This is a genomic window from Streptodolium elevatio (assembly GCF_040649515.1).
In the GTDB taxonomy this organism is placed as follows: domain Bacteria; phylum Actinomycetota; class Actinomycetes; order Streptomycetales; family Streptomycetaceae; genus Yinghuangia; species Yinghuangia elevatio.
Map to the genome: position 1 here is coordinate 29,694 of NZ_JBEZFP010000073.1, position 15,962 is coordinate 45,655.

The 15,962-nt window shown below is 72.0% G+C and carries 18 protein-coding genes; 8 read left to right on the forward strand and 10 right to left on the reverse strand.

Annotated features, from left to right (window positions below):
• Positions 1 to 69 precede the first annotated feature (69 nt).
• Positions 70 to 699, reverse strand: coding sequence for a TetR family transcriptional regulator (locus AB0C36_RS25530; RefSeq protein WP_358357886.1), 630 nt, complete (start codon positions 697 to 699; stop codon positions 70 to 72).
• Between the two features lie 56 nt (positions 700 to 755).
• Between AB0C36_RS25530 and AB0C36_RS25535 the strand changes: the two genes are divergently transcribed.
• The 3 genes from AB0C36_RS25535 (at position 756) to AB0C36_RS25545 (ending at position 3,113) form a co-directional block, all read left to right on the forward strand.
• On the forward strand, positions 756 to 1,757 hold the full coding sequence (locus AB0C36_RS25535) for an oxidoreductase (protein ID WP_358357889.1): 1,002 nt from the start codon (positions 756 to 758) through the stop codon (positions 1,755 to 1,757).
• A gap of 82 nt (positions 1,758 to 1,839) precedes the next feature.
• A complete protein-coding gene (locus AB0C36_RS25540) occupies positions 1,840 to 2,361 on the forward strand; it encodes a SigE family RNA polymerase sigma factor (RefSeq protein ID WP_358357892.1) in 522 nt (173 codons plus the stop codon).
• Positions 2,358 to 3,113 carry a hypothetical protein gene (locus tag AB0C36_RS25545; RefSeq protein WP_358357894.1) on the forward strand — a complete coding sequence of 252 codons (756 nt, stop codon included), beginning with the start codon at positions 2,358 to 2,360 and terminating at the stop codon, positions 3,111 to 3,113. The genes AB0C36_RS25540 and AB0C36_RS25545 overlap by 4 nt, the downstream gene beginning before the upstream one ends.
• A 191-nt stretch (positions 3,114 to 3,304) precedes the next feature.
• On the opposite strand, the gene AB0C36_RS25550 is transcribed toward AB0C36_RS25545, so the two are convergent.
• From AB0C36_RS25550 to AB0C36_RS25565, 4 genes are all read right to left on the reverse strand, one after another.
• A complete protein-coding gene (locus AB0C36_RS25550) occupies positions 3,305 to 3,688 on the reverse strand; it encodes a hypothetical protein (protein ID WP_358357897.1) in 384 nt (127 codons plus the stop codon).
• 107 nt (positions 3,689 to 3,795) lie between these two features.
• On the reverse strand, positions 3,796 to 4,194 hold the full coding sequence (locus AB0C36_RS25555; protein ID WP_435839115.1) for a roadblock/LC7 domain-containing protein: 399 nt from the start codon (positions 4,192 to 4,194) through the stop codon (positions 3,796 to 3,798).
• Between the two features lie 67 nt (positions 4,195 to 4,261).
• Positions 4,262 to 5,080 (reverse strand): transcriptional regulator, encoded by an 819-nt coding sequence (locus AB0C36_RS25560; RefSeq protein WP_358357902.1) that lies wholly within the window; start codon positions 5,078 to 5,080, stop codon positions 4,262 to 4,264.
• Complete coding sequence (locus tag AB0C36_RS25565; RefSeq protein ID WP_358357905.1) at positions 5,077 to 5,472, reverse strand: hypothetical protein; 396 nt, start codon at positions 5,470 to 5,472, stop codon at positions 5,077 to 5,079. The genes AB0C36_RS25560 and AB0C36_RS25565 overlap by 4 nt, the downstream gene beginning before the upstream one ends.
• A 383-nt stretch (positions 5,473 to 5,855) precedes the next feature.
• Here AB0C36_RS25565 and AB0C36_RS25570 point away from each other — a divergent pair, with 383 nt between their 5' ends.
• The gene (locus AB0C36_RS25570; RefSeq protein WP_358357908.1) at positions 5,856 to 6,770 is read left to right on the forward strand and encodes a hypothetical protein; all 915 of its coding nucleotides are present in this window, start codon (positions 5,856 to 5,858) and stop codon (positions 6,768 to 6,770) included.
• A 59-nt stretch (positions 6,771 to 6,829) separates the two neighbouring features.
• On the opposite strand, the gene AB0C36_RS25575 is transcribed toward AB0C36_RS25570, so the two are convergent.
• Both AB0C36_RS25575 and AB0C36_RS25580 read right to left on the reverse strand, forming a co-directional pair.
• Positions 6,830 to 7,021: a hypothetical protein gene (locus AB0C36_RS25575; RefSeq protein ID WP_358357910.1), complete on the reverse strand. Its 192-nt coding sequence runs from the start codon at positions 7,019 to 7,021 to the stop codon at positions 6,830 to 6,832.
• Positions 7,022 to 7,474: 453 nt separating this feature from the next.
• On the reverse strand, positions 7,475 to 8,641 hold the full coding sequence (locus AB0C36_RS25580; protein ID WP_358357913.1) for an acetyl-CoA C-acetyltransferase: 1,167 nt from the start codon (positions 8,639 to 8,641) through the stop codon (positions 7,475 to 7,477).
• Between the two features lie 143 nt (positions 8,642 to 8,784).
• Between AB0C36_RS25580 and AB0C36_RS25585 the strand changes: the two genes are divergently transcribed.
• From AB0C36_RS25585 to AB0C36_RS25595, 3 genes are all read left to right on the forward strand, one after another.
• Positions 8,785 to 9,951 (forward strand): acyl-CoA dehydrogenase family protein, encoded by a 1,167-nt coding sequence (locus tag AB0C36_RS25585; protein ID WP_358357916.1) that lies wholly within the window; start codon positions 8,785 to 8,787, stop codon positions 9,949 to 9,951.
• Positions 9,952 to 9,986: 35 nt separating this feature from the next.
• On the forward strand, positions 9,987 to 11,033 hold the full coding sequence (locus AB0C36_RS25590; protein ID WP_358357919.1) for an acyl-CoA dehydrogenase family protein: 1,047 nt from the start codon (positions 9,987 to 9,989) through the stop codon (positions 11,031 to 11,033).
• Between the two features lie 478 nt (positions 11,034 to 11,511).
• Positions 11,512 to 12,690, forward strand: coding sequence for an FAS1-like dehydratase domain-containing protein (locus AB0C36_RS25595; protein WP_358357922.1), 1,179 nt, complete (start codon positions 11,512 to 11,514; stop codon positions 12,688 to 12,690).
• Positions 12,691 to 12,722: 32 nt separating this feature from the next.
• Here the strand turns inward: AB0C36_RS25595 and AB0C36_RS25600 are convergent, their stop codons facing one another.
• Positions 12,723 to 13,160, reverse strand: coding sequence for a nuclear transport factor 2 family protein (locus AB0C36_RS25600; protein ID WP_358357924.1), 438 nt, complete (start codon positions 13,158 to 13,160; stop codon positions 12,723 to 12,725).
• 191 nt (positions 13,161 to 13,351) lie between these two features.
• On the opposite strand from AB0C36_RS25600, the gene AB0C36_RS25605 reads away from it, so the two are divergent.
• Positions 13,352 to 13,756, forward strand: coding sequence for a hypothetical protein (locus tag AB0C36_RS25605; RefSeq protein WP_358357926.1), 405 nt, complete (start codon positions 13,352 to 13,354; stop codon positions 13,754 to 13,756).
• A gap of 15 nt (positions 13,757 to 13,771) precedes the next feature.
• Here AB0C36_RS25605 and AB0C36_RS25610 read toward each other — a convergent pair whose 3' ends face one another.
• Positions 13,772 to 14,005, reverse strand: a complete 234-nt coding sequence (locus tag AB0C36_RS25610) for a hypothetical protein (protein ID WP_358357928.1) — start codon at positions 14,003 to 14,005, stop codon at positions 13,772 to 13,774.
• Between the two features lie 10 nt (positions 14,006 to 14,015).
• Complete coding sequence (locus AB0C36_RS25615) at positions 14,016 to 15,875, reverse strand: FtsX-like permease family protein (RefSeq protein WP_358357929.1); 1,860 nt, start codon at positions 15,873 to 15,875, stop codon at positions 14,016 to 14,018.
• Positions 15,876 to 15,962 lie beyond the last annotated feature (87 nt).

Sequence of the window (15,962 nt, forward strand, 5' to 3'; positions counted from 1 at the left end):
GGTGGAAGTGGGCGGAGTGACGGGCGTGATGGACGTCAGGGATGTCGTTGTCGGGCGGCGACGCCCGGCTCAGACGGCGTCGAGCGCGGGGGCGATGACGGCGAACGCCCGGTCGGTCAACGCGCGGGCGTCGTCCGCGCCGTCGCTGTCGCTCCAGCGGTGCAGAACGGCGTCGAAGGCGGTGACGGCCATGCCCGCGGCCAGGCGCGGGTAGAGGTCGGTGTCCGCGTCGAGGCCCAGGCGGTGGGCCAGTTCGGCGGTCAGTTCCTCGCGCCACTGCGCCTGGCGTTCCAGGAACCGTGCGTGCAGTGCGGGCGTACGCAGAATCAACTGCACCACGGCCAGCGCCCGGTCGGACTGCTCGCCGCAGGCCGCGACGGGAACCAGCACCGCGTGCCGCAGCGCGACCGACGGCGGCTCGTCGGCCGGCCGCGCCGCCAGTTCGTCGCGGATCCCGGCGCCCAGGTCGGCGAGGAACTGTACGACCACGTCCTCCTTCGACGCGAAGTAGCGGAAGAACGTCCGCTTCGACACGCCCGCCGCTGCCACGATCTCGTCGACCGTGACCGCGTCGAACCCCTTGCCCGCCAGTAGTTGCAGTGCGGCCTCGGTCAGTTCGTCGGAGACGAGTCGGCGCTTGCGTTCGGCCATGGTCACTTCGGGACGGGAACTCACTCCGGCATGGTACCGCAATGCCATGGGTGGCACTCAGATGCAGATTGACACCGAGTGACATGCGAGGCATCTTGTGTCGCATGCCGAATGAACGCTGGACCTCCGATCACATCCCGGACCAGACCGGCCGGGTGTTCGTCGTCACCGGGGCCAACAGCGGCCTGGGGCTCGCGAGTGCCAGGGCGTTGGCCCGCAAGGGCGGGCACGTCGTCCTTGCCGTCCGGGACGAGGCCAGGGGCCGTGCCGCGGCAGCCGACATCACCGCGGAACACCCGCACGCCTCCGTCGAGGTCCGCCCCCTCGACCTCGCCGACCTCGACTCGGTCCGCGCCTTCGCCGACCGGCTCCGCGCCGAGCGCCGGGCGGTAGACGTGCTCCTCAACAACGCGGGTGTCATGGCGCCGCCGCGTACGCTCAGCGCCCAGGGCCACGAACTCCAGTTCGCCGCAAACCACCTCGGGCACTTCGCGCTGACCGGTCTGCTGCTCGGACTCATGGCCGGTGCGGCGGATCCGCGCGTGGTGACGGTGAGTTCGGTCAACCACCGCAAGGCCCGCATGTACTTCGACGACATAGCCGGCGAGCGGAGCTACTCGCCCATGGGGTTCTACAACCAGTCGAAGCTGGCCAACGCCGTATTCGGACGGGCGCTTCATCTACGGCTGGCCGCGGCCGGGAGCCCGGTGCGGAGCGTCCTCGCCCACCCGGGCTACACCGCCACGAACCTCCAGATGAACGGCACGGTCGGTCTGTGGCGCGTGCTCCTCGGCCGCATCGGCAATCCGCTGCTGGCCCAGAGCCCTGCCCGAGGTGCCCTGCCGCAGCTCTACGCGGCCACCGAACCGGACGTGGCGAGCGGTGACTTCATCGGACCCGACGGCCCGGCCGAACTGCGCGGCGCGCCGAAGCGGGTGGAACTGTCCCGCGACGCGGCCGACCCCGACACCGCGCGGCGCCTGTGGGAGCTGTCCGAGCAGGCCACCGGCGTACGCTTCGCCCTCCCACTCCCGTCGCCCCGTAGCGCTTGCCCGCCGGGTCTCGGCACCGCCCGTCGCCTCATGGGACAGCCCGGCGCCTCTTAGCGCCGCGCGACCCAACCTGTGGGCGGGGTTGTTCGTCGTTAAGAGGCGACATCGGCGTACGTGACAGACGGGGCGGTTCTGGATGGGGGATCGGCGGGAGTCGGTGGCCGAGTTCGTCGCTGTTCGTGGGCGGGCGCTGATGCGGTACGCGTACCTGCTGAGCGGTGACGCGGCCGAGGACCTGGTCCAAGAGGCGCTGGTGCGGGCGCTGGCCCGACGAAGACAGGTACCCGAGGATCCGCGGAAGCTGGAGGTGTACGTGCGGCGGATCATGGTCAACCTGGTCATCGACCGCTCCCGCCGGGCGGCGCGCTGGCACCGGGCGTTGCCGCGGCTGGTGACGGCGTCCGACGTACGCGACGCCTCGGGTGAGGTGTGTGAGCGCGTGACCCTCGCCGCGTCACTTGCGCTGCTGCCACCTCGGCAGCGGGCCTGCGTCGTCATGCACTACTACGAGGATCTGCCGCTCGTCGAGATCGCCGAGCGCCTCGGATGCGGGATCGGGACGGTCAAGAGCCAACTGCACGACGCCCGCCGGGCCTTGGCCGAGACATGGGGAGACGCGCGGCCAAAGTCCGTCGAGGCAACAGGAGATCCGGCATGAGGGACGTCGACGACCGGCGGCTGGCCGCGGAACTGGACACGGCGGCGGAGGACGCGCCGGAACTGTTCTTGGACCCTGACCGGCTCCTGGGTGCCGCCGACCGCCGCCGGAGGCGACGCTCCGCGTTCACGGTCGGCCTGTCGGCAGCTGTTGTGGCGGCGGCGGTCGTCCTCGCCGGACTTCTGGGCGGCAGGACGGGCGACCGGGTGCCGGACACGGCCGCGTCAACCACCGTTCCCGGGTTGGCTTCGAGCACCGCTCCGGCGTTTGCGTCGGCGCCCGCCCCTGCGCTTGGGCGCCTCGGCGAGGGTGACCTGTCGCTCATGTCGAGCACCGCGGGAGACGTCGGGCTCGGGCCGTTTGCCGGCGTCTTCACCAACCTGCGTACCGACGACTGCCGTTGCTCGGTGACCGTGTTCCTTACCGACCTGGGGCAGAAGGACGCCTTCCTCGCCGCCATGACGGCGCGCGAACCGCGGATCGACGCGTCCCATGTGCTGTTCAAGCAGGGCGTCATGCTCCGACAGGAGTGTCGTGACTTGGTCACCGCGATGTCGAACGACCTGATGGCCCGTGGCGGCCTGCCGTTCCAGGTGTACAGCGCGTCCGCCACGATCGAGTGCTCGACCGTCGAGGTGGGGGTCAGCGACGTGCGGGCCGCGCAGGCGTACTTCGACGACCCCGCCAACGGGATCCGCCGGGAAGGCGTGACCTTCACCGCAGTGCAGGGCGCGCCGGTGCAGCCCTACTGAACGAGCGCGACGGCAACCGGCACAGGCCCGAATCTCGAGTCCGGGCCCGTACGCGCGGGTGGTCGCGGCCGCGTGGGGAGGCGTGCCGGGGCGGTGGGCGTGTGGCCCTGTCCGCCCCGGCGCTTCCCCTTCCCCCCGGTCTCGTTTCCCCCGGTCTCGTCCCCCGTTCCCCCGCCCCCGCGAGCTGCGGCTCAGACCTCCAAGTCGTTCTCGATGGAGCGCAGTTGGTGGCGTGCCATCGCGAGGTTCGCGCGGTTCTTGTCGAGCGCGAGGTAGAGGAACAGCCCGACCTTGCCGCGGCCCTTGAGAAGGCGGATCAGGTGGTACTGGGTGCCGAGGGTGATCAGGATGTCCTCGATCTCGTCCTTCAGGCCCAGCATTTCCATGGTCCTGGCCTTGGCCCGTACGACGTCGGTGTTGCCGGCCGCGGCGACCGACAGGTCGAGGTCCTTGCCGCCGCCCAGCGTGCCCAGTGCCATGCCGCTGTTGTAGTCGACGAGGGCGACGCCGATGGTGCCCTCGATCGTGGTCATCGCTTCCTTGAGTGCGCTTTCGGTGTTCGCGTTCGCAGCCATCGTGTTCGGCTTCCCTCTCCTGGACGGTGTCGATCGTGGTGTCGTCATGTGTGGTGGCTCCTGGTTTTGCCGGTACCGCCGTCTCGGGCGGGGCCGCGGCGGGGGAGTCATCCGCCGGGTTCCCGGGCGGCCCACGCCTCCGCGACGAGTTCGGCGATCCGGGCTCCGGAGATCCGGGATTCGAGGTGCAGGCGGCCCACGTTGGTACGCGGCTCCGCCAGCACGGTCAGCACCGCGGACGGACCCGCCGCGTACGTCGCGACGTAGCCGTCCTCGCCGCGCACCAGCAGTTCGCGGAAACCGCCGCGCCCGGTGGCGTCGGCCAGACGGATCGCCACCGCCAGCGACGCCGCGGTGAGCGCGGCGACCCCCTCCGCCTCGGGGCCCGCCGCGTCCTGGGCGATGACGAACCCGTCCGTGCTGGCTGCCACCGCCCCGGTCACCTGGGGCAGTCGGGCGCGCAACCGCCGGATCTCTTCGAGGACTTCGGCTTCCGCCGCCGGCACTTTCGTCTTCCTCCTCCCGGCGCGCTGCCACAGCGCGCGCCTCATGACGGTGTGGTGGGGGCCGAGTTCACAGTCGGGCCTCCAGCGCGTCGCGGAGCCTGCGCAGCAGCTCGACGTCCGGTTCCCGGGCCGCGGCGGCGTGGTCGAGCCAGGACGGCGGGACGCAGGCCTCGACCGACGGCTCGGGACGCGGCGGATCCACCAGTCCGGCGGCCGCCAGCCGCCGTACGTCGACCAGCACGTGGAACGCGGGACGGCCCAGCAGGCGGGCGATGGCGCACGGGGTGCGTACGCCGTCGGCCAGGTCCAGCAGGGCCTGTTGACGGCGCGTCACATGCCGGGTGGCCCGGTGCGGCGTCACCGGCGCGGTGTCGAGCCGCGGGTCGGGGCACACGTCGTCGAGCAGTTGGCGCCGCCGCCGCGACTCCCGTTCCACCACGCGCGCGGGCACCGGCCGTATCGGGCCCAGCCAGTGCGACGCGCCGGGCCGGAACCGCACCGGCCCCGAGTCCGGCGCGAGCGCGAAGTACGCCGCGTCGAACAGCGCGCCGAGGTGGCAGATCTCCAACTCGCCCTCCGCGAGCCGCCCTTGGTCGACCAGGTAGCGGCCGACCCGGTGGTGGCTCCCGGCATGGTCCATCGCGTCCCGCCAGGCGCCCTCCGACAGGCGCCCGGTGGCGGCGAGCAGTACGTCGAGCGTCGGCGCCTCGGGGCTCTCCGCGTGCACCACGTCGCCGTCCAGCAGATAGACCGCCCCGGAGCCGCCGAAGAGCACCCCGGTCGCGTGCTGCTCCGCCAGGTGCGCGAGAGCGCCCTCGCGGGGCAGCGTCGCCGAACCGCCGCCACCGAGCGTCGATCCAACCGCCGATCCGACCGCAACTGTCATGACAGGGCCAGCCGTTCCGCGAGGTCCTGGAGGCGCAGCCGGGACAACGCGAGGTTCGCCGTCGACCGGTCGAGCCACAGGTGCACGAACACGCTGCTGTCGAACTGCGTCTCGACGAACCGCAGCAGGTGGAACCCGGTACGCGTGGTGACGATGATGTCCTCCACCGGCGTTTCCGCCGTGATGTACCGCGCCTCCGGCGTCGAGAACGCCGCGTACTCCGCGGCCAGCCGCGCCAGCTCGGCGGTCTCCGCGGCCGTCGCCTCGTGGTCCCCATTGGGCGACTGGCCCACCGTGCCCAGCGCGAGCCCGCTCACCCACTCCACCACCGAGGCGCCGAGGGCACCGGGCAACTCCATCGCCTCATGCAGGCATTCGTCGATCCCTGGCACGCCGGGCTCCCCTTCCTGCGTGACAACAGTGGCCGTGACGCTACGCAGAGTCCCCGCGCGAACGAGTGAATTCCTCCATAACCCAGCGGCCCCCCACCCCCGGCGAGGTACAGTTCCCGGTTCGTCGGAGTACGGCAGCGCGGCGACGCGACGACCGCGAGGCCGACGACGCCGCCCGTCGCGGCAGCCCGGCCACGCCTCCTTCGGCCGACGCCCTATCCCCCGAACGCGGCGACCGCGAGCAGGCTCGCCCGCCGTTGACGGGCCCTAACGTGCGCCCACTTGCCGACGCGGCCAGGTTCCATGCCCACGCGAAACGGATGATCAATGACCTTGATCATCCGCGCCCGTAATGTGGCGCAAAAGGATGTCTGGGAGGGCCGATGGCCGAGAGTGAGGGGTCGCGCAGGTCCGTCAAGGACTGGGCCGTCGACACCCTGCTCTCGGGTGCCCGCCTCGCGGGGCGGGTGTTCCGCCGCAATGCACAGGCGCTCTCCCAGGGCGAGACGCTCGCCCGCGAGGCTTTCGGCGGGGCACCCAAGCCCGAGCAGGTCGTCATTCCGGCCGCGTCGCGTGACATGGCCAAGCCCACCGAGGCTGCGCCGCCGGCCCCCCGCCGCCGGACCATGGCCGAGCGCTGGCAGGACCGACGTACCGAGACGGTGCAGGCGGAACGGGACGACCAGGCCCGCGAGCTGTGGCACGGGCTCGCGGAGTCGCAGCGCCAGACCGCGGAGGACAGGCGCCACAACCTGGCCCAGGACTGGGCCCGGCGATGGGAGTTCAAGCGGGGGATGCTGGACGCCCGCGCGCAGAACGAGGCGCGTACCCCGGCCCTGCGCGAGACCGGCACGGTCATGGCCACGGTGCGTGCCCGGGCCACGGGCGTTCGGCGCTTCTTCACCAGGGCGCGTCCCGTCGACGTGGTCGTCCCGGCGGCCGGCCCCGTCGACAAGGGCCCCGACCGGTCCTCACCGACCGCGGCCGCCAAGCTCACGGCCGAAGCCGGGGGCGTCACCAACCCGGCCCCAGCACCCGCACAGGACTCCGAGGTCGAGGCCGTGTTGGCGGTGGCGGGAAAGGGACTCGACAAGGGCCCCTCCTGGCACGGCGTGAAGGCCGCCGCCGAACAGAGCACGAACCCCTGGGTCGAAGCGGGCCGATCCGCGTCCGCCGACCGGCAGTCCGGGCAGCCGCACCAACTCCCCGCGGGCGCCTCGGCCTCCCAGCACCCTCCCGAACTCCCGCCGGCCCCGCAGCCGTCGATGTCCCTGGAAAAGTCCTCAGAACTCTTCTAGCACCGCGCGGCAGTTCGACGACGGCGCCGAACTGCAAGTCCCCGTCGTCCGAAGCCGCGTCAATCGCCGAGTCGCGCCAGGTAGGCGGCCACCGCGTCGGCGGGGTAGTCCGGGTGGGCCGACCAGTTGCGCGCCAGGTGGACCAGGAGATCCAGGTCGGCGGTGACGTCCAGTCCCTGGGCGAAGCCGTGCCGGATCACCCGCGCTCTGCCGAGGATCAGGCCCTGCAAGGCGATCAGGGCCGTATCCACGGGAGCGGGCGGTGTGACCGGCCAGGGAAGGGCACGTACTGCGATGTGCATCTGCCCCGTGAGAAACCGGCTGAGCGCCGCGAACACCGCGCGTTCGACGGCCCGTTCGTCCCTGGACCGGGTCGCCGCGACGCTCGTCCTCGTCGGGACTTCCGCAGAGACCGCCGGGTAATCGGGAGTCGTCGCAGAGGTGGTGACACGCACCGGGGCGTCGGTCTGAAAAGACCGCGTGAGGGAGACCTGCCATGACTGATGCCGGAGCGCCTCCGCAGTCGCCGGCCAGACCCGAGGCTTTGAGGGCGGTACTGGCGCAGATTGCGCCCGACCGATTGAGTTCCTTCGACGTCGAGGGTCTGCCGAGATGGGGCTCGACCGGGGCTTGTCCACGACGTGACCTCGCCTGAGGGGCGGCCGTCCCCCGGTGGGGAGGGCCGCCCTCTCTTGGGGCCTCGGTCAGCCGAGGCGTTCGATGATGGTGACGTTGGCGAGGCCGCCGCCTTCGCACATGGTCTGGAGGCCGTAGCGGCCGCCGGTGCGCTCCAGGCGGTGCAGGAGCGTGGTCATCAGGCGCGCGCCGGTGGCGCCGAGGGGGTGGCCGAGGGCGATCGCGCCGCCGTCGGGGTTGACCTTGGCGTGATCGGCCTTGATGTCCTTCATCCAGGACAGGACGACCGGGGCGAACGCCTCGTTGATCTCGACGCTGTCGATGTCGTCGATGGTCAGGCCGGTCTTGGCGAAGGCGTATTGGGTGGCCGGGATCGGTGCGGAGAGCATCTCGATCGGGGAGCCGCCGCGGACGCTGATGTGGTGGATGCGGGCGCGCGGGGTCAGGCCGTACCGCTCGAGCGCGCGCTCGGAGACGATCAGGAGGGCGGCCGAGCCGTCCGAGATCTGCGAGGCGACGGCGGCGGTCATGCTGCCGTCTTCCATGAGCACCTTGAGCTCGGCCATCTTCTCCAGGGTGGTGCCCCGGCGCGGCGGCTCGTCGGTGTCGACGAGGGTGCCGTCGACGTCGATCGGGGCGATCTCCTTGGTGAAGTGGCCGTTGTCGATCGCGTGCAGTGCGCGCTCGTGCGAGGCGAGGGCGAATTCCTCCATCTCGCGGCGCGTGATGCCCCAGCGCTTGGCGATCAGCTCCGCGCCGTAGAACTGGTCGACCGGCTCGTCGCCGTAGCGGTCGACCCAGCCCTTCGAGCCCGAGAACGGGTCGGTGAAGCCGAACTGCGCCGCCGAGGTCATGGCCGCCGAGATCGGGATCTGGTTCATGTTCTGCACGCCGCCGGCGATGACCACGTCGTTCGTGCCCGACATGACCGCCTGCGCGGCGAAGTGGATGGCCTGCTGCGACGAGCCGCACTGGCGGTCGATCGTGACGCCCGGCACGTCCTCGGAGTAGCCGGCCGCGAGCCACGCGGTACGGGCTATGTTGCCCGCCTGCGGGCCGATGGCGTCGACGCAGCCGAGCATGACGTCCTCGACCGTGTCCGGGTCGATGCCGCTGCGCTCCACGACGGCCTTGAGGGTGTGCGCCCCCAGGTCCGCCGGGTGGACGCCCGCGAGGGAGCCCTTCTTGCGGCCGACCGGCGTACGGACCGCCTCGACGATGTATGCCTCGGGCATCGGCTCTCCCAAGCTCTCCCGGAGTGATGTACCGGAGTGACGTAACGGACACCGCCTGAACGACTGACCTGACGGTCCGTCAGTTATATGCTACCCGCGCCCGGCGAAACGCCGAAGACGCGAGCAGTGTGAGGAGTGTCCCGGTGGATCTCGAGTTCTCACCGAAGGAGCAGGAGTTCCGGCAGGAGGTCCGCTCCTGGCTGGAGGCCAACGTTCCGGCCACCCCCCTGCCTTCGATGGACACGGAGGAGGGCTTCCGGCTCCACCAGGAGTGGGAGAAGAAGCTCTTCGACGCCCGCTGGGCGGTCGTCTCGTGGCCCCAGGAGTACGGCGGCCGCGAGGCCGGCCTCACCGAGTGGCTGATCTTCGAGGAGGAGTACTACCGCGCGGGCGCGCCCGGCCGGGTGAGCCAGAACGGCATCTTCCTCTTCGCCCCGACGGTGTTCGAGTTCGGGTCCAAGGAGCAGCAGGACCGCTACCTGCCCAAGATGGCCTCCGGCGAGGAGATCTGGGTGCAGGGCTGGTCCGAGCCCGAGGCCGGGTCCGACCTCGCCAACGTACGCTCGCGCGCCGACCGCGACGAGGAGCGCGGCGGGTGGGTGCTGAACGGGCAGAAGATCTGGAGCTCGCGCGGTACGTACGGGCACCGCCTCTTCGGGCTCTTCCGCACCGACCCGGAGTCCCGGCGGCACCACGGCCTGACCTACTTCATGGTCGACCTCGCCTCGCCCGGTGTGACGGTACGCCCGATCCCGCAGCTCGACGGCGAGCCCGGCTTCGCCGAGGTCTTCCTCGACGACGTCTTCGTCCCGGACGCCGACGTGCTCGGCGGCGCGGGCGAAGGCTGGAAGATCATGATCGCCACGACCGGCAGCGAGCGCGGCCTCAACCTGCGCAGCCCGGGCCGCTTCCTGGCCCCCGCGAACCGCCTCCTGGACCTCTACAAGGAGCGCGGCGGCGGCGACCAGGTGCTGCGCGACGCGGCGGTGCAGGCGTGGATGGACGCGGAGGCGTACCGCCTGTTCACCTTCGGCACCGTCACCAAGCTGCTGGACGGCGGCCAGATCGGCGCCGACTCGTCGATCAACAAGGTCTTCTGGTCCCAGATGGACGTCGAACTGCACGCCACCGCCCTGCGGCTGCTCGGCGGGTACGGCGAACTCGACGAGGGCTCGCCCGACGCCGTCGACGGCTCGCGCTGGCTGGACGGCTTCCTCTTCGCCCTCGGCGGCCCGATCTACGCGGGCACCAACGAGATCCAGCGCAACACGATCGCGGAACGCATCCTCGGCCTCCCTCGGGCCAAGTAGGCAGTCCCGGGCCAAGCGAGCAAAGGAATCTGACGATGCGTCTGGCATTCACTGAGGACCAGCAGCTGTTCCGGGAGACCGTGCGGGACTTCCTGGCCGCGAGCTGCACCACCGAGCACCTGCGCGCCGCGTGGGCGGCGGACACCGCCGTGTCGTCGCGTTGGGCCGAGCTGGCCAAGATCGGCGTGACCGGGCTGGTCGTCCCCGAGGAGCAGGACGGCCTGGGCCTGACCGACGAGGAACTGTCGGCGGTCCTGGAGCAGGCGGGGTACGCGGCGCTGCCCGAACCCCTGCTCGAATCCGCGGTCGCCGCCGGGCTGCTGGCCGAGTTCGCCCCCGACGCCGGGTGGCTGGAGAAGATCTCGGCGGGTGAGGCGACGGCGTCGGTGCTGCTGCCCGGGCAGCCGTTCGCGATCGAGGCCGCGACCGCGGACGTGCTGGTGGTGGGTTTGGTCAACGCGTCAGGCGAGGCCGAGGTGCACGTCGCCAACCCGGCCGACTACGACCTGGTCGCGCAGCGCTCGGTCGACCGCAGCCGCAAGCTCTTCCGCGTCGGCTTCGCGCCGGAGCCGGAAAGCCTCGTGGCGTCCGGCTCGGCCGCCGCCGCGGCGCTCGCCCGCGCGGCGGACCGGGGCGCGCTGGGTGCCTCGGCGCTGCTGCTCGGGCTCGCGAAGCGCATGCTGGACATGGGTGTCGAGTACGCCAAGCAGCGCGTGCAGCGCGGCGTCCTGATCGGCACGCACCAGTCGGTGCAGCACCACCTGGCGAACGTCCTCATCAAGATCGAGTTCGCCCGTCCCGTGGTGATGCGCGCCGCGTACTCGCTGGCCCGCGACCTGCCGTCGGCCGCCCGCGATGTGTCGATGGCCAAGATCTACGCGGCGGAGGCGGCCGACCTCGCGGCCCGCAACTCGCTCCAGGTGCACGGGGCGATCGGGTACACAGAGGAGCACGACCTCCAGCTCTTCATGAAGCGCGCGTGGGCGCTGGGGGCGGCCTGGGGCGACTCGGGCCACCACCGCGCGCGCGTGGCGGCCGACCTGCTCTCGGAGGCTCCGGCCCCGCTCACGCCCGGTTTCTGAGGGGCAATCACTTCTGACTGACGGTCATTTCTGACTGACGGTCACCGTCGGTCCGCAATCACGTGCTGACACCGTCACGCGGCCGCCGCACGCCGGCAACTGACGCACCGTCACCACCCGGCTCCGTAGCGGGGAACCGCAGGGCAGCGCCCCGCCACGGCCCGAAGAGCGGCTCACCGACCCGGACACGCACCCGGGTCCGTGAGCCGCTCTTTGCCGTGCCGTGCCGGGTTGGCAGCGTCCGAGGTGACGCGGCCCCAACTTGGGAGGTCGGCCGAGGGCCGTACGAGGTCACGAGGCCGATTCGTGTCGGGAGGCGCGTCGTACCGGTACTCCGGTGCGACGCGCCTGTCGCGTACCTCGACACTCCACCCCGACGGCTCGATGGTCGATTTAGCTTGTCTTCGTCAAGCAAATCGGTAGGGTGTGCGGGCGGCAGCCGACTACCGGTGATCGCCAGGAGGGCGAGGGGGCGGGCATGACGATCGACACCGACACCGACACCACAGCGCTGGAAGCACAGCTCCAGGAGTGCGTCGCGCGGGGCACGAAGTCCGTCGTACGCGCGCGGCACGCGGTCAACGCGCCCATGCTCGACATCTGGGCCGACGCCCTCGGCGACCCCAATCCCGTCTACCGCGACGTGGCGGCGGCCGCCGCGACCGGACGGACCGGGATCATCGCCCCGCCGACCATGATCCAGGCCTGGACGATGCCGCAACTGTCGGCGCTGGCAGGCACGTTGCCTCAGGTTCCCGGGTACGCGCCGTACCTGGGCGGCCGTTCGGCGGCCGACGTCGCGGCCGACAAGGCGGCCTCCGACGCGGGGGACAACCCGGCCGCGGCCGTGCACCGGCTCCTCACCGCGCACGGGTACACCGCACGTGCGGCGACGCGCTGCCGGCAGGTGTACCACCGGGAGGCGCAGGTCGGCGACCACCTCTCGTGCGAGTCGGTGCTCACCACGGTCTCCGAGCGCAAGAACACCGCCATCGGCGCGGGGTACTTCGTCACCACGCGGATGAGCTTCCGCGACCAGGACGACGCGGACGTCGCGACGGTCGACTGGACGGTGCTGTGCTTCCGTACGCCGGACGCCCCTGACACATCATCGGCTGGACCTGCCGCGGAGCCCGCCGCCGAGACCGCCGCACCCGCCGAGGCCGCCGCCGAAGCTACCGCCGAAGCCGCTGCGGAGCCCGTCGCACCCGCCGTGGCGACCGGCCGTAGCTGCCTGCCGCTCAAGGCCGTTCCGAGTGTCGGGGACACCCTTCCCACCACCGTCATCCCGATCACCCCCACCTTCGTGATCGCGACCGCGTTCGCCACGCAGGACTTCTACGCCGCGCACCACGACACGGACTGGACGCGCGAATCGCTGCGCAGGCCGGGCATCTTCACCAACATCCTCGCCACCACGGGCCTCGTCGGCGGAGTCGTGACCGACTGGGGCGGACCCGCCACCCGGCTCCTGGAGGTGGACCTCAAGCTCCTCGCCCCGAACCACACCGGCGACACGCTGAAGCTCGACGGCGAGGTCACCGAAGTTGGCGGGGAGGACGGCGACAGCGGCGGCGAGGTGCTGCTGCGGGTGGCCGGATGGAACTCCCTGGGCCCGCACGTACTGGCCACCGTACGGGCCCAGATCCCTGCGTAGCAGGTTGCGCGGCCTTCGTCCCGCGTCGCCGGCTACTCGAAGGCCTGCGCAACCGCGAGGCTGTCCTCGTAGACGTGGTGACGGGTGATCAGCCCGTCCTCGACCGTGAGGTGCAGCGCGAAGCGGGAGCGGTACGCCCGACGTGTCGGCCGCGCCGTCTGCCGGATCTCGCCGAACACGACGGCGTGCGCACCGTCGACGAGGACGCGCTCGACGACGGTGGCCGCTTCCTCGGGTACGTGGTACTCGCCGAGCCGGCGGAAGTGTTCGGCGGCGTCCGCACGCGACGAACGGTGCCGGATCCATGGGGTGGCGGGCCGACCGTGCTCGCTCTCGGGCCAGTCGAGTTTCCAGTCGGCACCGTCAGCGTACAGCCCGGCGATGTGGTCGGGGTCTCCGGCGGCGATGCGCCGCAGGAGGTCGTCGACGACGATGCGGGTGGTTGCGGCTGTGGGGTCGTTCCGGTCCATGTCCACGTACTCTCCGTGATGTGCGCGACCGCCTGTCGGCCGAACGCGGTTGTGCGGGAACGTACGGGCCGGGGCAGCAGGGGCGAATCAGTCACCCATAAGTCGTCGCCGGTTCCGGCGACGGGCTCCCGGGCGGTGCCGGCCGGTGCCGGTCGGCACACCCCGCGGCACCGGCCCGTAGGGTCGTACGCATGAAGATCGTGAAGTCGGGGTGGTGTGCCGGGGCCGCCGCGGGAGAGGCCGTGCCCGTCGGCGGGCTGCTGGTGAGCGTCACCGATTTCACCGCCGACCGGGCGACGGACCTGCCGGGCATCGCCCGGGCGGGGTTCCGGCTGCGGCGTGCGTGGCCCACGCTGGACGGGGCCGTGGGGGTCTGGCTTTGGACGATCCCGACACGGCGCCGCGCGGGATCCGTCGCGGTGTGGCGCGACGCCGACGCCATGCGCGGCTTCGTCGGCCTGCCCGAGCACGTGGCGATCATGCGGCACTACCGGACGCGGGGTACGACGCGTACCGGCACCTGGGCCGTCGACCACGCGGACCCCGGCCGCATCTGGCCGGACGCCGACGCGTTCCTGCGCGGCGCGGGCGCGTAGCGTCCGGGTCGGCGGTCAGTGACCGCGTGCCGCGCTCTTGCGTGCGCCGGCGGCGGTCAGTCGGGCGGACGTCGGGGCCGACAGGTGTCGCGGAATCGGCATCGGGCCCGGCTTCGGACGACGCGACCGCTTGCGTGCGGCGCGTACCGAGGCCCGCATTTCCAGCGCCCACAGCGCGACCAGCACCACGACGACGTGCCACACGCCGGCCTGGCCGATCAGGTTGCCGAGCTCGTCCATGAGTTCCACGTCCCTCCGCTCACATTTCCGCGCGTACGCCGCGACCCGCGGACACCGACAGCAGCGCCGCCGGGACCGCGATCGCCGCGCATGCGGCAACGACCAGGCTTGCCGGGCCCCAGGGGAGTGCCACCGTGCCCGGGCCGATCAACAAGGTGACGGCGGTCCACAGCGGTACGAGCGTCGCCGCCGCGGCCACCACGCCCAGCAGCACGCCGAGTCCGACCATCAGCGCCGCTTCGAGCGCCGCGATGCGCGCCACTTGCGCACGCGTTGCGCCCGCCATCCGCAACGCCCGCCACACCGGGGCCTGGTCGGCCGTCGACATGGCCGTGGTGTTGGCGATCGCGACGCCCGCGTACAGCACCGCGACGCCGAGCACGAAGTAGACCGCCAGGCGCCTGCGGTCCTCCGAATCGCCGTGTACGTCCGCGCGCGCCCACTCGGCGTCGGTACGCACCACGGCGCCGGTACGTGCGGCGACCGCGCGTACGGCCGCGGCCGCCGTGGCGCCCGCCTCCCCGTCCGGCACGTCCACGAACGTCAACGGCGCGGCGGCGGAGGGCGCATGACGTGGCGTCAGCAGGACGGGCGTTCCGCCGGTGCCCGCCTCGACCACCGCGGCGATGCGCAACGACCGCTGCGTGCCGTCGGCCATTCGCACCGGGACCACGGCCCCGACGGTCGTCTGCGCCCAGTCGTCGGGCACCACGATCGCGTCGTCCGTCAGATCGGCGAGCGAACCGGCGGTGACCTTCAGGTCCATGACGTCTCCGACCGCGACGGGATCGACCGCGAGTGCGTCGAGTTCCACCCACACCGAGGCGGCCGCGTTGAGCGAGACGTGCGTGGCGACGGGGGCCACCACGGTCGACCCCGGGGCCGCGGCGCGCAGCTCGTCGGCGGACACCGGTCCCTCGACCACGAGTTCGGCGGTGATGCGCTGCTCGGCGTCGCGTACTTTTGCCGCGTCGACGGTGTCCGTGGCGCCCAACAGCGACACCGACAGCGCGACGGTCATGAGCACCGGCGCGACGGTGGCGGCGGTACGGCGCGGCGACGCGAGCACACCCGAGCGCGCGAGTTCGAGGGCGACGGGCTCGCGGCCGCGCGTGACCCGTCCCAGCGCGCGCAACGGCGGCCCGACCAGGACGGGAGCCAGCAGGGCGATGCCGGGGATGACCAGCATCGGGGCGAGTGTGCGGTGCTTGCGGTGGATCGCCTCGTCGGGGGTGACCACCGCGGTGAAGCCGAGGTAGGCGACGGCGCTCACGAGCATCACCGCCCCCACCACGATCCGGGTGCGGGACGACCGCGCGTCGTCGACCGCCGCCGTCCGCAGTGCCTCGACCGGGCGTACGCGCGCCGCCTGCCGGGCCGCGACCGTCGCACCGGCCAACGCGACCACGACACCGGTGGCGAAAGCGGTGTAGTACGGCCAGGTGACGTGACGCATCGTCAGCCACGCCGGGGCAAGCTCGTGTTCGCCGAGCCACCGGATCAACCCCGGTGTGGCCAGGCGGCCGAGAAGGCAGCCGAGCAGGCCCGCCGGGATCGACAGCACCAGGGCCTCGCGCAGGACCATGCCCCGCACCTGGCCGGGCGTGGCCCCGACGCTGCGCAGCAGCGCCAGTTCGCGGCGGCGCCGGGCGACCGCGAAGGCGAAGGTCGAGGACACGACGAAGGCCGTGGCGAAAACGGCCGTTCCGACCGCCGTCCCGGTCAGCGCGTTCGTGGTGACGAGCGCGTCGTTGTCGTCACCGACCCCGTCGGCGGTCGCCGACGACGCGAGGGTGAGCAGCATCGACGTGACGATCCCGACCCCCAGGGCCAGGGTCGCGAAGCTGCCTGCGAGGTCGGCGTACCGGCGGCTTGGCATGCTACGAGTCAACCGGCGGAGGGCCCTTGGGCGGGATGGTGCCGACGCCCGAATGCGGGTGGGGCTAGCCCCACCCGCAGGCATCCG